The sequence below is a fragment of the Pseudomonas sp. SJZ080 genome (assembly GCF_007828295.1).
GTDB lineage: Bacteria > Pseudomonadota > Gammaproteobacteria > Pseudomonadales > Pseudomonadaceae > Aquipseudomonas > Aquipseudomonas migulae_A.
Genome location: NZ_VIUK01000006.1, coordinates 157,413 through 171,301, shown reverse-complemented (window position 1 = coordinate 171,301; position 13,889 = coordinate 157,413). Strand labels below are relative to the sequence as shown.

The 13,889-nt window shown below is 57.9% G+C and carries 15 protein-coding genes; 2 read left to right on the top strand and 13 right to left on the bottom strand.

Features of this window, described 5'->3' with window-relative positions:
* Window positions 1–6: 6 nt before the first annotated feature.
* Window positions 7–2,277: a bifunctional 23S rRNA (guanine(2069)-N(7))-methyltransferase RlmK/23S rRNA (guanine(2445)-N(2))-methyltransferase RlmL gene (gene rlmKL, locus FBY04_RS11175; protein WP_084318668.1), complete on the bottom strand. Its 2,271-nt coding sequence runs from the start codon at window positions 2,275–2,277 to the stop codon at window positions 7–9.
* Between the two features lie 530 nt (window positions 2,278–2,807).
* Between rlmKL and rmf the strand changes: the two genes are divergently transcribed.
* Window positions 2,808–3,023 carry a ribosome modulation factor gene (gene rmf, locus FBY04_RS11170; RefSeq protein WP_003223300.1) on the top strand — a complete coding sequence of 72 codons (216 nt, stop codon included), beginning with the start codon at window positions 2,808–2,810 and terminating at the stop codon, window positions 3,021–3,023.
* Between the two features lie 286 nt (window positions 3,024–3,309).
* On the opposite strand, the gene FBY04_RS11165 is transcribed toward rmf, so the two are convergent.
* Window positions 3,310–4,329 carry a quinone-dependent dihydroorotate dehydrogenase gene (locus FBY04_RS11165; RefSeq protein WP_145315242.1) on the bottom strand — a complete coding sequence of 340 codons (1,020 nt, stop codon included), beginning with the start codon at window positions 4,327–4,329 and terminating at the stop codon, window positions 3,310–3,312.
* 145 nt (window positions 4,330–4,474) lie between these two features.
* On the opposite strand from FBY04_RS11165, the gene FBY04_RS11160 reads away from it, so the two are divergent.
* Window positions 4,475–6,034, top strand: coding sequence for a hypothetical protein (locus FBY04_RS11160; protein ID WP_145315241.1), 1,560 nt, complete (start codon window positions 4,475–4,477; stop codon window positions 6,032–6,034).
* A 51-nt stretch (window positions 6,035–6,085) separates the two neighbouring features.
* Here FBY04_RS11160 and FBY04_RS11155 read toward each other — a convergent pair whose 3' ends face one another.
* From FBY04_RS11155 to FBY04_RS11105, 11 genes are all read right to left on the bottom strand, one after another.
* Entirely contained in the window at window positions 6,086–6,523 is a 438-nt protein-coding gene (locus tag FBY04_RS11155; RefSeq protein WP_145315240.1) for a hypothetical protein, read from the bottom strand.
* A complete protein-coding gene (locus FBY04_RS11150) occupies window positions 6,520–7,215 on the bottom strand; it encodes an oxygen-regulated invasion protein OrgB (RefSeq protein WP_084318672.1) in 696 nt (231 codons plus the stop codon). Before FBY04_RS11150 ends, FBY04_RS11155 begins: the two co-directional genes overlap by 4 nt.
* Window positions 7,187–7,756, bottom strand: a complete 570-nt coding sequence (locus FBY04_RS11145) for a secretion system protein (RefSeq protein WP_145315239.1) — start codon at window positions 7,754–7,756, stop codon at window positions 7,187–7,189. The genes FBY04_RS11150 and FBY04_RS11145 overlap by 29 nt, the downstream gene beginning before the upstream one ends.
* Window positions 7,740–8,462 (bottom strand): EscJ/YscJ/HrcJ family type III secretion inner membrane ring protein, encoded by a 723-nt coding sequence (locus FBY04_RS11140; protein ID WP_145315238.1) that lies wholly within the window; start codon window positions 8,460–8,462, stop codon window positions 7,740–7,742. The genes FBY04_RS11145 and FBY04_RS11140 overlap by 17 nt, the downstream gene beginning before the upstream one ends.
* Window positions 8,459–8,767 carry a type III secretion system inner rod subunit SctI gene (gene sctI / locus FBY04_RS11135; RefSeq protein WP_145315237.1) on the bottom strand — a complete coding sequence of 103 codons (309 nt, stop codon included), beginning with the start codon at window positions 8,765–8,767 and terminating at the stop codon, window positions 8,459–8,461. Before sctI ends, FBY04_RS11140 begins: the two co-directional genes overlap by 4 nt.
* Before the next feature lie 60 nt (window positions 8,768–8,827).
* Entirely contained in the window at window positions 8,828–9,088 is a 261-nt protein-coding gene (sctF, locus tag FBY04_RS11130) for a type III secretion system needle filament subunit SctF (RefSeq protein ID WP_084318680.1), read from the bottom strand.
* Between the two features lie 10 nt (window positions 9,089–9,098).
* Window positions 9,099–10,271, bottom strand: a complete 1,173-nt coding sequence (locus FBY04_RS11125) for a PrgH/EprH family type III secretion apparatus protein (RefSeq protein ID WP_145315236.1) — start codon at window positions 10,269–10,271, stop codon at window positions 9,099–9,101.
* Window positions 10,272–10,389: 118 nt separating this feature from the next.
* A complete protein-coding gene (locus FBY04_RS11120) occupies window positions 10,390–10,875 on the bottom strand; it encodes a transglycosylase SLT domain-containing protein (protein ID WP_145315235.1) in 486 nt (161 codons plus the stop codon).
* Complete coding sequence (locus FBY04_RS11115) at window positions 10,872–12,110, bottom strand: winged helix-turn-helix domain-containing protein (protein ID WP_256666849.1); 1,239 nt, start codon at window positions 12,108–12,110, stop codon at window positions 10,872–10,874. The genes FBY04_RS11120 and FBY04_RS11115 overlap by 4 nt, the downstream gene beginning before the upstream one ends.
* A gap of 301 nt (window positions 12,111–12,411) precedes the next feature.
* Window positions 12,412–12,687 (bottom strand): acyl carrier protein, encoded by a 276-nt coding sequence (locus tag FBY04_RS11110; protein ID WP_145315233.1) that lies wholly within the window; start codon window positions 12,685–12,687, stop codon window positions 12,412–12,414.
* A 108-nt stretch (window positions 12,688–12,795) separates the two neighbouring features.
* Entirely contained in the window at window positions 12,796–13,881 is a 1,086-nt protein-coding gene (locus tag FBY04_RS11105) for an IpaD/SipD/SspD family type III secretion system needle tip protein (RefSeq protein WP_145315232.1), read from the bottom strand.
* Window positions 13,882–13,889 lie beyond the last annotated feature (8 nt).

The window sequence follows — 13,889 nt, the reverse complement described above, 5'->3', positions numbered from 1 at the left end:
ACTGTGTCAACGCGCAGTGATTTTCCAGGCCCGGTGGATCTTCCCGTTGCGGGCAAAATCCGGATCAATGGTCTGGGCCGTGATCTCCTCGACCGCGTAACGCTCGGTGAGATTCTCCTCAAGGGTGAACTTGCGGAAGTTGTTGGAAAAGTACAACACGCCCCCCGGCGCCAGTCGTGCCATGGCCAGGTCGATCAATTGCACCTGGTCACGCTGCACGTCGAAGATCCCTTCCATGCGCTTGGAGTTGGAGAACGTTGGCGGGTCGATGAAGATCAGGTCGTACTCGTCACGGCAGGCATCGAGCCAGGCCATCACGTCGCCCTGCTCCAGACGGTTCTTGTCGGAGAAGCCGTTCAGCGACAGGTTGCGACGCGCCCAGTCGAGGTAGGTTTTCGACAGATCGACGCTGGTAGTGCTGCGCGCGCCACCCTTGGCGGCGTGGACGCTGGCGGTCGCGGTGTAGCAATACAGGTTGAGGAAGCGCTTGCCAGCCGCCTCTTTCTGGATGCGCATACGCATTGGCCGGTGGTCGAGGAAAAGCCCGGTGTCGAGGTAGTCGGTGAGGTTCACCAGCAGCTTCACGCCACCTTCGTTGACCTCGACGAACTTGCCCTGCGCCGCTTGGCGTTCGTACTGTTTGGTGCCGCTTTGACGCTCGCGGCGCTTGACCACCACGCGGCTCTTGTCGATGTTCAACGCCTGCGGAATAGCTGCCAGGGCATCGAACATGCGCGCCGAGGCTTTTTCCGGGTCGATGGATTTCGGCGCGGCGTATTCCTGGACGTGAACCCAATCCTGATACAGATCGATAGCCATCGAATATTCCGGCATGTCGGCATCGTAAACGCGGTAGCAGTCGATGCCTTCCCGCTTGACCCACTTGCCCAGCGCCTTGAGATTTTTTTGCAGGCGATTGGCAAACATTTGCCCGCCTTCGCTCAAGCGCGGCTGCTCGATCACCACCGGGGCCGGTTTGATCGGGTTGCCGTTCTTGTTGTACTTCTCGTACTTGCCCGGCGCCACATCGTTGTCGGCGACTTCGACTTCAGCTTGCTCGCGCTCGACCTGACGCTGTTCCGGGGTGCGACGCTCGCCGGTGACGAACTGGTCCGGGGTGACCTTGATCAGCAGCAGCTTGCACGGCAATGCGCCGTTCCAGAACGAATACTGTTTGTGGCTGCGGATGCCCATGCGCTTGCCGAGATCCGGGGCGCCGGTGAACACCGCCGCTTCCCAGTTCAGGCAAGCCTGACGCAGGCGTTCGCCAAGATTCTGGTAGAGGTAGAGCAAGCTCGCCTCGTCGCCCAGACGCTCGCCGTACGGCGGGTTGCAGATCACCAGGCCTTTCTGGTTCTGGTCCGGACGCGGTTCGAAGGTGCCGACTTCGCCCTGGTAGATCTTGATCCACTCGCTCAGGCCGGCACGTTCGACGTTGTTGCGGCCCGGCTGAATCAGGCGCGGGTCAGCTTCGTAACCACGAATCCACAACGGTGGCTTGGCCAGGCCGGCCGCGGCGCGTTCGGTGGCTTCTTCGTGGAGCTTTTTCCACAGCGCCGGCACATGACCGAGCCAGGCGGTGAAACCCCACTGCTCACGACGCAGGTTCGGCGCCATGTCGGCGGCGATCATCGCGGCCTCGACCAGGAACGTACCGACACCGCACATCGGGTCAGCCAGTGCGCCGCCGTCGGCCGCAATGCGTGGCCAGCCGGAACGGATCAGGATGGCGGCCGCGAGGTTTTCCTTCAGCGGCGCCGCGCCCTGCTGCAAGCGATAGCCGCGCTGGTGCAGGCTGTGGCCGGAGAGGTCGAGGGAGAGGATGGCTTCGCCACGGTCCAGACGCAGGTGAATGCGCAGGTCCGGGTTGAGTTTGTCGATGGATGGACGGTCGCCCTGCGGGGTGCGCAGTTTGTCGACGATGGCATCTTTGACTTTCAAGGCGCCGAAGTGGGTGTTGTCGATGCCCGAGCCGTGACCGCTGAACTCGACGGCCAGGGTACCGTCATTGAGCATGTGGTCTTGCCACTCGATATCGAGCACGCCGTGGTACAGGTCTTCGGCGTCCTTCATCGGGAAACGCTTGAGCACCAGCAGCACCCGGTTCGCGAGACGCGACCACAGGCACAGGCGATAAGCGGTTTCCATGGTCGCCATGCCGCGCACGGCAGAGGTGTGCTCACGCGCTTCTTCAAGGCCAAGCCCGACGGCTTCCTCGATCAGCAGGCCTTCAAGGCCTTTGGGGCAAGTGAGGAAGAGTTCGAAACGATCGGACATGGTAGTTCCAGAGCCTTTGGCTAAGTGGACCGGCAACGCATTGCCGGCCCGGTTTTCAATCAGGCGCTTTTCTAAAAGAGCGCCCGCGTGGCACGAAGGTGTGCCGTCCCACCCGTGCTGCTCAGGTTAGAAGAGCTTAGATGCACGGGCAGATAAAAAAGTTGATGCAATAAAATGTCATAAGTCGACCCTTCGTCGAAAAATGCTCGACGCAACACGAGACATTCTCACTAAAGGATTAACCCCATCATTCTGCGGGGGGCCGATCATACAGGGCTTTGGCCAATAAATACGGGTCAAACATCGTGTTACTTATGGCCATAGCATCTTTATGGTTACGTTCTTATGACAAAACGATCATTCCCTCGATGTGACGCATTGGTTAGAACTCACTACAGGTTGGCGCCACAACGGACGTCAACACCTTGGCTCGCCACGCCGGCAGCGAGCCCCCCAACGGCAGACATTTCTGCCAGACCTCAATTGAGGTCAACGCGATAAATACAGTCAACAAGTGAGGGCAACACCCTATGAGAAGACTTAAGCGTGATCCGTTGGAAAGAGCATTTTTGCGCGGATATCAATATGGCGTTGGTGGTAAATCCCGTGAGCTTTGCCCATTTACTCTACCGTCGGTGCGCCAAGCCTGGATTAACGGCTGGCGAGAAGGACGCGGCGACAACTGGGACGGTATGACCGGCACTGCGGGAATCCACAGACTCAACGAACTTCACGCCGTCGGCTAACACAGGGCACACACTCCGACACGACAACCTGATTACGTAACGACTTACCACGCACGCCCCATCCGGGCGGCGGGCTCCGGCCCAGGGGCTCCTTCGAGGAGCCCTTTTTTATGCCTGCTCCAAAATTCAGTGATGAACCCCTGTGGCGAGGGGGATTGCCCCCGTTCGGCGGCGAAGCCGTCGCAAGACCTATGCACTAGGTATTACTGAAGAAATGCATGGGGCCGCTTCGCGACCCAACGGGGGCAAGCCCCCTCGCCACAAAGGCTCGATCCCATAATAGGGGTTAGCGCAAGGCCGCGATGGCATCTACGGATTCACGAATCAACGCCGGGCCTTTGTAGATGAAGCCGGAATAGATCTGCACCAGGCTCGCCCCGGCGGCGATTTTCTCGGCTGCGTGCCGGCCTTCGATGATGCCGCCCACGGCGATGATCGGCAAGCGACCGGCCAACTCCGACGCCAGCACCTTCACAGTGTGGGTGCTCTTGTCGCGAACCGGTGCGCCAGACAAACCGCCCGCCTCGTCACCGTGCTCCATGCCTTCAACACCGACGCGGCTCAGGGTGGTGTTGGTGGCGATCACCGCATCCATCCCGGTTTCTATCAGCGCTTGCGCGACTTGCGCGGTTTCTTCGTCGGTCATGTCTGGTGCGATCTTGATTGCCAGTGGCACGTGCTTGCCGTGGCGCAAAGCCAGCTCCGCGCGACGGGTCGCCAGATCGGCCAGCAACTGCTTGAGCGAATCACCGAATTGCAGGCTGCGCAGGCCTGGCGTGTTGGGTGAACTGACGTTGACCGTCACGTAGCTGGCGTGGGCATAGACCTTGTCCAGGCAGATCAGGTAGTCATCGACCGCACGCTCGACCGGCGTATCGAAGTTCTTGCCGATGTTGATGCCCAACACGCCCTTGTACTTGGCCGCTGCGACACGGGCCAGCAGGTGATCGACGCCAAGGTTGTTGAAGCCCATGCGATTGATGATCGCCTCGGCTTCCGGCAGGCGAAAAATCCGTGGTTTGGGATTGCCCGGCTGCGGACGCGGGGTGATGGTGCCGATTTCGACAAAACCGAAACCCAACTGGGCAAAACCGTCGATGGCCGCCCCGTTCTTGTCCAGACCCGCCGCCAGACCTACCGGATTCGGAAAGTCGAGGCCCATGACGCTCACCGGCATTTTTGCCGGAGCCTTGCACAGCAAGCCGTTGAGGCCCAAACGCCCGCCCGCGCCGATCAGGTCCAGGGACAGATCGTGGGAGGTTTCCGGGGAAAGTTTGAACAACAGCTGACGGGCCAAGGTGTACATGGGCGGGTTTGACTCTGGGCAATGAAAAGTGGCGCGATTATAGCTGGGTGGAGGGTCAGCGGCGAGAACCAAGGGTTTTAATCCCTTGGTCGGTGATGATGCCTGACGGAGCGTTTTTTGATAGTTGCCGCTGCTGGGCGGATGAATGATCGATTCGACTGCACTATCGCAGAGCCTCATGGAAGAAAATGAAATGCAGGTTTCCTCATCACCGACATCCGGCCTCCGAGTCCATGGAAATACCGCCAGTTCGGCTCCTGCCCGTCCAGATCACACAACCGTGGAAATGGGAGGTTGCGCATCTATCGCAGTGGAGCTCACTCAATGCGGACACGACGAACACGCCTCTGAGCTTCATCCAGATGACACGAGAATGATGTTTGAGGGTGTAGATCAGGAACTGAAAGCTGTCGTTACTACAGAGACCCGTGGCAATGCAACTGCAGACGAGATTGCACTGACCGTCAAGCACCTGATTCAAGGCGATTTCGACGCTGCAAGAGCCGCTGCAACGCCTGGCTCTCCGGCGGAATACGTTGTGCTGAACATGCCAACGGAATTACCTGAAAACACAGATTCTTCACCCTCCGCAACAATGCAACGCGCCCAGACAGTCATTGACTCACTCGGCGAACTCCTGGCCAAGTTAGGACGCAACGAATTCGAAGGTAATCTCGGACGATGGGCCAGTAACCTGACGATTTCCGGCGTGCGCACAGGCCTGGTCATCGGCACTCTTACAGCCGTCAGGCAACTGATTGGCTTCGCTCTGGAAAAATCCCTGTTTACCAATGCCGCCGCGCCACTGACGCGCAATGTGCTGAGCGCAATCGCCCTGTCAATCGGCCCCGCGCTGAACATCCTTGGTGCAATAAGAGATGAGTGCAACGGTACCGCGAATCAGCAAACGCGCCTGGCCCGTGTCGCCACACTTACCTTGTCGATGGCTGCCTTGGCATTGACGGCGTCAGCGCCGGCGGCGGCGATGCCAGCATTAGCGGCCTACGGTACGCAAATGGCGTTCTACAGCTTCGCCAATGATCTGGTTAACCTGTTCTTGCCGATAACTGACAACTCGAAAGCCAACCTTGGCGGCACTGCCGCCAGCGGAGTGCTGAACGGTGCTCTCCAGTTTCTGGCCTTTACAGGCATGAACTACACCGCGCCCCATTCCGGTCCGGGCTATGTCATGTCACAGGGTAAAGAGCCTCCACCGAGCGAGCCTCAGACGTTCGCCGCTCAGCTATCAGTGTGGTTGGCACAAAATACCGACACGGCCTGCGATCCAAATCCAGCGGTCCAGAGTCGGGCCAACGAGATTGTCGAATCCCTCGCTCTGGTGGTTGGACATGATTTTCTACGTGGCGCCTACAACGCCGGAGCCGATGTTGCCAGCCAAGTGATTGGCGGTGAACTGATGCACACCCTTCAAGGTGAAAATACGGGCAAAGGACTTCGAATCAACCTGTCTGCACGGGTACCTACAGCCGAACAAGTCGCCAACCAATTCTTGTCCACCAATGCCATTCGGACCTCGGTGAGCGAAACAATCATCGCCGTTGTCATCTCCGCTACCCGGTACTTCTCGACCCTGCCGATTTCCAACGCCGAAGTAGACCATATCGTCAACACGCTGGTTGCCGCAGTGGTTTTCGCGGGACGTTTTGGCGGTGTGTACGTCAACGAGCGAACGACGCCTGCATGAGTTCACTCGGCCTGGTACGCCAAGCTGTTTGTAGCTTGGCGTTCCCCGGCATCACCACTCACTCTTCTCCCAACTATCGTCACCCATCGGCTGAAACACATCGCGCATAAAACTTGAGATGTATAACTCGATGCTGAAAGCCCGGGCACTGGCGCCCATGACTTCTTTATAGATCAACGTTTTTTCCAGATTCTCGTCTTTCAAGCGGAGCCCCACCTTATGGGTGATGGCGAGAATTGCCTTGAGGTTTGGGTACACGGGGGTGCCGTCGGGTTTCAATTGTGACTTGAGGAAAAGAAAAATAGCCTTCTCGCCCTGCCCCTCCATCGCCAACAGCTGTTGATACAGCGCATCGAATTCGGGGTCCGGGCGCTTGCTGCCGTTGACATCCGCCGCATTGCCGGACGCCTGCAACACGCGTGACTCAAGGGTCTCGACCGCAGACCTCTGATCAAACCGGTTAACGCTCATCATCGGTTCAATCTTCATGCTGCACCTCCATTTGCCGGAACAGGGGCCACGCCGAAACCCGAACACAGCTCACCCAATAGTTTCTTCGAGGCCTGGTCCAGGTATCGAACCGACTCGGGCAGACTCCCCAGCCGGGCCAATAACTGTGGCTCCAATCGTTGGCAGACCGATTCGATATCAAATTCGAGCAATTGGTCGGCCAGACGAAATACGTAGCGCTCCTCGGGTTGATAGTCGAGCACCAGCGCGCCGGGCCAGAGCCGCTGCAATCGTTGCCTTAGCGCTTGCCCATGAGCTCTGCAACGCGAAGGCAGCACCACCTGCAACAGCGCCTCGGTGTCGGGCTGCTCCGCGAGCCAACGTTCGAGCATTTCATCCAGCCATTCAACGCGAGCCAGCAGTTCGCGCAGCAACTGGCCTGCGGCTTGCGCCAGATCCTTGCGCAACTGTCGCCCGAGTGCCTGAGACTCGAACAAGCCGTTCGCCAGGTTTTCGGCAGCACGCAAGATGCCGCTTGCATAACCTTCTTGAAATGCCTGAGCACGAATGGCCTCGGCTTCAGATTGCGCCTGCTCGACACATTCACGGGCCCGGCGTTGCGCCTGTTGTTGTAATGAACGCCGCTGGCGTGCCGCGATGAGGTCTGCGCGAGCCACGTGCGCATCACTCGATGCCGGCACGTCAGTCAGGGTTCGGATGGAGTCGAGCATGCTGCACCGCCAAAATGAAAAGAGCCGTATCAGGTTCTGCCACCGGCCACTGAGCGTGCAGGCCGATAACATGGGGAGAAAATTGCAAAGACAGCCGTTCAAACAGCGGCAGTGGCAGGCGCCCGGAAAAGCTCGACAGTAAATTGAAACCGGCGGCTTCAACCTGTTGCAGCGGCACCGATGACGGCCCGAGTGGCATGCTGGTGCGAGGCCCCGGTCTGCAGCTGGCGAATTGACGTAACGGCATCGGCAACTGCAGTAATGCGCCGCCTCGCGCCAGCTGTGGAAACAGTCGCCACGCGCCCATCAGGCTCGCGATGTAAGGCAACTGCTGCCATTGCCGGATCCACTGTTGTGCGACGGCAGTCATGGGCGTCGGGGGCCATGGCCCTTGTTGGTCAAGCCCTTCCAGTAGCATTTGATTGAGTACGCGCCGCGCATCGGGACTGTCAAACCCCGTCGGAATGCTCAACCGCTGAGGGTGCACGTAGTCCAGCGGCTCCGCGAGAATCCGCCGCAGGCGTTCAGCGCACGATGTCACGCGGCGCCCCTTTCAACAGTCGATAACCCAACACTGCGCAACCCGCCAACAGCACGGCCGCCATCGACGCCAGAAGCCACACCGAGCGCGAATCACTTTGCGTTACCGACACCGACGGCGCGACGTGTTGCGTGGGCGAGCGCTGCGACAGCACCACCGAGATATTGTCGTACTCGACGGCGGCGAAACTGTTTTTGAGAAAGCGCTTGATGTCGGTGATCAGCAGCTGCGGCTCAATGTCTCGCTCATGAACAGCCACGGCCGCCAGGTGAATGGGCGCGGCTTTGCGCCCGCCTTCACCGGCATCCAGGTCATAACTGACATGCACCCGCGCCGACACTACACCTTCGAGCAGACGCAGGGACTGTTCGATTCGCTGTTCCAGCGCCGAGTAGAGTCGAGCCTTTTCCGCCCTGGGGGATGCCACCAGCGAATCACTGGGAAACATCTCCGCCACTTCCAGTCGTGGCCTGGACGGCAACGAGTAAAGGTTGAGCAAATCGACAGCGGCGGAGAAATCGACCGGGTTGATTTTCACCGCGTACCCGGTTTTACCGGCGTCGACTTTCGTCGCCGCGATGTTGTTGCGCTGCAATACCGAAAGCACTTCGTTGGCCTGCTGCTGGTCCAGCCCCTCCAGCAGGCTCGGCTGGCGACAACCGAACAACGCCAGACACAGAAACATCAGCAACGCACCCGACTTCATGATGCGCGCAACAACGTTTCGGCAGTGCTCACAGCCTTACGGACCAACACGTTGAGCAAATTGATGTCGACGTTGTATTGGCCCATCTGCTCCTGCAGTTGCGCCAGTACTTCGAGGCTGGTGATATCCGGGCGCTGCATCAGTTGATTGATCGCAGAAACGTCCTGGCCGCTGGTGACCGCTCCACCTGCGAATGCTTCGATCAATCGGCTCTCAAGGGAAACGATCGGGCCTTCCTGCGGGCTGCGCAGTTCAGTGACGGTCGTGGGTTCAATGAACGAACGGGAGATGCTTTGAATAGACATGCAATGCACTCAAGAAAAAGGCCATCGCCCGACAGCAATGGCCAGTCAAAAGGAATGAAATCAGCGAGCAGCCTGGATGATCGCCATGTCGATGTCCTTGAAGCCCTTGATCGTGTTGGTCTGGGCGTTACGGAATACGGTGTAGGAGGAGAATGCAGTCTGGTAGGCCGCTAGCTTCCCGGGGTCCGAAGCATCATCCTTGAGATCCTCCAGAGCCTTATCCAAAGCAGTTTTGAGATCTTTAGCCCCTTTTTCGAACGCTTCGGCCTGACGTCCGAGAAAATCATCGGGAAAGTCGATTGGGAAATCGATACCAGCCATGTGTCACCTACTAGATTTGCTTGGGAAAATGCCAAGACGACGACGTCATCTTGATGTAGCCCTGGGGGCCGGTTTGAAACGACTTGCCCTTGAGCGAGTCATCCTTGAGCGCGACAGCGAAGTTCACGTAGCGATCACCCCACTGCCGATAGAAGCCGTCGACGTATTGGCGAACGGCCGCCAACTCGGAATCCTGCAAATCGCCTTCGATGGCGAATGTGACACTGTCGTCGTGCCCGACCCGGTCGAACGCCAGTGAAAGGCGGAGTAACCCTTGTTCGGCCAGGTCTGCCAGCAGGTTGTCATCCTGTAATTGCACCGCCACTTCCCGGGCATAGGGGGCGGCCTTGAGCAAGACGTCGAGCAGTTGCGTCTGCATCGACGGCGTGAGCAGATTGCGCTGGGCACTGAGCAGCAGTCGTGGCACCGCGGGGTCCTTGAGATCCAGCGAGTGCCAGGCCAGTTGCGGGTCGTGGTCAACCAACAGTTTCTCCAGCCGACGACGCTCCTGATCGGTCACCAACACCTTGCCGGACACCCCGTTGCTGCGCATCAAGGCCTGCCGACTCCAACCGGCGTCTCGCTCGGAAGCGACAAACACGTAAACCGTTTTGTCCCGCCCCTGCACCACGGCGACCTCGGCGCTGGCACCACCGACCAGCCTGCGAACATCGGTTTCGGGCGCCGGCTCGGGAGCTGACCAGAGGCCTGTCAAGGCAACCAACAGCGCGAGGGCCAGCCCTGCGCCACCCCATTTGACGAGGGTTGGCTGCGGCCAATGGCGAGCAGTCGTTTCGACCAGGGAAAGGGGCTGATTGCCGAGAAGCTCAGGGGCCCAACATTGGTCTTCACCACGCAAGGCAATCTGCAAGCCATCAATCTGCTCCAGACGCTGGAATTCGCAGTGCCGGGTTTCTCCGTACTCGTTGAGCAAGCGCACCGTCACACCGTCCTGCCCGCCATCTGCCAGCAGTACCTCGAAATTGCAGCCGTCCGCGTCCAGTGGAATGAAAATGGCATCCTCGGGAACGCTGACTGAATGAGCTTCCCGGCCCAACAGATCGAGCGGCGCGACGATGAATAACGTTCGCGGCTCAACGAGCGGGAATTCGCATCCCTGAAGCGGTCCGTTGAGGATCCGCAGAACACAGGGCTGTAGAGGGGGGACTGACAGGTCTGTCACCGATCACGCTCCAGGCAGTGGATGAAAACCCATGCTAGGAGCGTTGCCCGGGAAGTTCCTGATCGAATTCTGCCGATCAGACCCGACCAGCATCAGAATCCCCCCGAATGGTCCAACGTTAACGCCGCGAGAATTTCTGGTGTTTATCCAACGGCTGCGCGAGGGGTGGCGTCAAGGTTTGATAGCGTTGCCAGACCTTGTGTGCGTAACGCAGACGGGCCGCCTGCCGACCCGGAGCGTTGCCGGCGTTGTAGGCCCCCACAGCCGTCCAGTTGTAGCCATAAAGTGATACAAAACCGGCCAGCACCGACGCCCCGACTTCGACCGACAGACAAGGCTCATCCAACAGACGCTGCTCGGTAATGCCCTGTGCGCTGAGTCGGGGCAGATGACTGCTGTTGATCTGCATCAGCCCGATATCGCGGGTGCCATTCTTGTTGTAATTCATCGCGTGCGCCATCTGCCCGGACTCCACGTCGGCAATGGCCTGAAGCAGCACAGGCTCGATGGCATGTTGCTGCCCCGCCGAGACCCAACAATAGGCATGCGCCGGAACAGCCCCCAGAGACATCACCATCAGAAGGCCGCCAGTGCCCCAGCTCATGCCAACCTCCTGCCGCTGTCAAACGACGCGGCTTGCCGGTTGCCTTGCATTGCGCGGTGCATCATCACGGCTTCCCGGGGATCACCGACAAGCGCGATACGTACCCGCAAAATCTGCGCCCGCACGCAATTCGCGTCGTGGCGCAGACACTTGCCGATGCTCTGACTCGCCAGATCATTGCGCTGCCAATACCAGTGATGCCAGGCGTGAAAATAATGAACATCCGCCTGATCGGCGCTCGACAGGCAGCGCTGGAAAAGCACCTGCGCCGCCTCTTCGCAACCGCGAAGGCTGGTCAGCAGGGCGAGCCGCGCAATGGTTTGCGTACTTCCCGGGTCCAGCGGCAATGCCCTGGAAATCGCCGAATGCGCTTCATCCAGTGCATGCCCCTGCTCACACAACCCCAGCATCGCTTTTCCCAGCCAGACATCGGCCAGGCCACACCAGACGGGGGCATAACGATCATCCAGTTGCAGGCTGTATCGAAACTGCACCAGCGCATCGCGCAGGCTTTGCGGCGTGTGTCGCTCGACACAGCACAAACCGTTGAGATAGGCGACCAGGGCCGGATAGGAAGCGCAGCCCATTTCAGAAGGACGCAGTCCCGGAAGGCGCTGGGCAACAAGACAGGTCAATTCTCCGAGCGCCTCCCCCAAGCCCCCACCAGCCATGCTTTGTCCATGAAGCAGCACATGATCGCGACTACGGATCAATTCGATCGACCATTGCGACGGGTCATCCCGGAGCGTGCAACGACCACTGAGGTAAAAGTCAGGCTTCAAACGCTCGACCAAATAGCGCGTGTCGGTCAACTGACCATAAGCCGCCATCAAACCCGAGGGGACGACACTCAGCGCCTCACCGAATGCCATGGACAACTGGCGGGTCATTGCGTCCTGCAAATCCAGTGCGGCTGACTCATGCAGATTGCGAAAAGGCAAAACGGCCAGCGAGGGTGCTGCCGCCCTCGCCTGGCCCGGCGCGTCCAGACCGACGACCGTACAGGTAAATCGATAGCCCTGACCGTACACCGTGGCAATAAAATCCTTGTTCTCCTTGAGCAGCTTGCGCAAGGCGTAAATGCAGCGAGTCAACGATTCCTCGGTGGCATCGGCATCGGGCCACACTGCGTCGAGCAAATGATCCTTGCTGATCACCGTGCCGGCCGAACCGAGCAACAGGCGCAGCACGTTCAGCTCTTTGGGGGGGACGTGAACTCCATGTCCGTCTCGCATCAGCGTTCCATCGCTTTGCAAAAGCCAACGGTCGAAAACGAACGACCGAATGGGCGGTTGATCAGTGTCACTGTCCATATTCTGAAAATTTCTCTATAGAAAGGTACTGAAGCGCGATTAAGCCTTTGGTTGAAAAAGCTCAAAGATGACAAGCAGCGGGACTATAGGAAGTTGTGGCGGACTATTCCGTAGGATATGCACCTACATAGCCCAGTGAAAGAACGACAATATTTGTGGGAATAATTACCGTGCATCTATAAAAAACTTCAATTCGCAGGCGCCAGAAATCCAGAGCCAACAACTAATCAAAACTAGTCAACTCTCTCGCGGCGGCCACCGAAGTACATATATCCGCCACGCTTCTCCACTCCACCACCCCCGAGGCGGGTAACTCAATACCAAAAAACTCATTAAGCACCATGACAACTTCTACGATACCCAAGGAATCGAGACACAAATCCTCGACCAGACTCGATTCGAGTTCTATGCCCAGACGGTCGGCCGATACATATTCCGACAACACGCCTATTACCTGATGCTCAATCAGAGGATCGGACTTAAACACACTGAAGCTCATATTTTATTCGGCACTTTGACAGGCCATGCGACTCCAACTTTAAAAGCCGGAATCACACAACACTATTTGTCTTTAGATAAACAACCTCTCACACGACAGGCACAAGAATCAAAAATTCAACATTGCCTTGAGCATGTCCGCATACTGACTAAGGTGCGCAGACAATGTCTTGTTGAAGTTGTCATGATAAGAATTGGCGTTGGAGTATTTCTGCGTGAAGGATTGCAGCATGTTTTTCATGCGTTCTTCCTGGGCATTGAAGCCGGTTTGCCAGGCTTGGAATCCGGCGGTGTCCCAAGTGACCCAACTTACGTTGGGTGGCAATCTGTCCCTCATGATTTTCAGCGGCCCAAGGTCCATGACCACGCTGTACGAGCCGTCATTGTTCATGTGGAGGCAGGAGTCCGGCAGGCCTAACGCCTTAAGCCATTTTTTTGCTTCCTCCTTTGTGGCGCTGCCCATGCCTGGGGCTGGAAACAATACTGCTGCCGCATTCGGAGGTGAGTACTTGTTGATCAGCGCTTGCAAAGCGAGTCTTATCGCGCCCGCGTTTAATTTGACTTCTTTACCTTCATTCGCGCCTTCAATCCACTCTTTCATCTTTGCGGTAATTTCTTTGTTGAAATCAGCAAAAAAGTCCGAGTAAGCCGCAATGATATGTTCATAGCCGGCCAGATAGCCGTTCTTGATCAGGTTGATCAATTCGAGCAGTTTGTCGAAGAAGTCATTCGATGATTTGACGCCGACGTCGAACTCATCAGCGAAATCGGGCGGTATGTGCATCTCTTTGAGGCTGCACAACATACGGCCTTGCTCGTCATAAAGCCGCTGACGCTGTTCCATGGGCAGTGTTTCCATGGAATGAGTCATCACCGCACTGCATTGCTTGAACTTCTGAGCCCACAACTGTGTGCGGTTGCGCTTGGCTTCGAGCTGTTCGACAAACTCTGCAATCAAATTTTGCGCCGAACTATCAACGATCAAGCCTTCTGCCAGCCTGGAGGACGCGGGCTGACATTTGAGCATGAGTGCGCAGTTGCGATTCAACGCACTTATCGATCGGTCGAGCAACTGAGCCAAGGCCGATACGGCATGCACATCAAGTGGTATTTCAGCAGGCACCGATGCATCAGTGTCCACGTTAAAATCTGCCGCTGGTTTAACCATCGACGGCGACGATTGGGTAATGATCATGCTGTTCC

Excerpts from the sequence above, each read along its gene's own strand:
- rlmKL (WP_084318668.1), bottom strand. The coding sequence starts at position 2,277 with ATGTCCGATCGTTTCGAACTCTTCCTCACTTGCCCCAAAGGCCTTGAA.
- rmf (WP_003223300.1), top strand. The coding sequence starts at position 2,808 with ATGAGAAGACTTAAGCGTGATCCGTTGGAAAGAGCATTTTTGCGCGGA.
- FBY04_RS11165 (WP_145315242.1), bottom strand. The coding sequence starts at position 4,329 with ATGTACACCTTGGCCCGTCAGCTGTTGTTCAAACTTTCCCCGGAAACC.
- FBY04_RS11160 (WP_145315241.1), top strand. The coding sequence starts at position 4,475 with ATGATCGATTCGACTGCACTATCGCAGAGCCTCATGGAAGAAAATGAA.
- FBY04_RS11155 (WP_145315240.1), bottom strand. The coding sequence starts at position 6,523 with ATGAAGATTGAACCGATGATGAGCGTTAACCGGTTTGATCAGAGGTCT.
- FBY04_RS11150 (WP_084318672.1), bottom strand. The coding sequence starts at position 7,215 with ATGCTCGACTCCATCCGAACCCTGACTGACGTGCCGGCATCGAGTGAT.
- FBY04_RS11140 (WP_145315238.1), bottom strand. The coding sequence starts at position 8,462 with ATGAAGTCGGGTGCGTTGCTGATGTTTCTGTGTCTGGCGTTGTTCGGT.
- sctI (WP_145315237.1), bottom strand. The coding sequence starts at position 8,767 with ATGTCTATTCAAAGCATCTCCCGTTCGTTCATTGAACCCACGACCGTC.
- sctF (WP_084318680.1), bottom strand. The coding sequence starts at position 9,088 with ATGGCTGGTATCGATTTCCCAATCGACTTTCCCGATGATTTTCTCGGA.
- FBY04_RS11120 (WP_145315235.1), bottom strand. The coding sequence starts at position 10,875 with ATGAGCTGGGGCACTGGCGGCCTTCTGATGGTGATGTCTCTGGGGGCT.
- FBY04_RS11115 (WP_256666849.1), bottom strand. The coding sequence starts at position 12,110 with ATGCGAGACGGACATGGAGTTCACGTCCCCCCCAAAGAGCTGAACGTG.
- FBY04_RS11110 (WP_145315233.1), bottom strand. The coding sequence starts at position 12,687 with ATGAGCTTCAGTGTGTTTAAGTCCGATCCTCTGATTGAGCATCAGGTA.
- FBY04_RS11105 (WP_145315232.1), bottom strand. The coding sequence starts at position 13,881 with ATGATCATTACCCAATCGTCGCCGTCGATGGTTAAACCAGCGGCAGAT.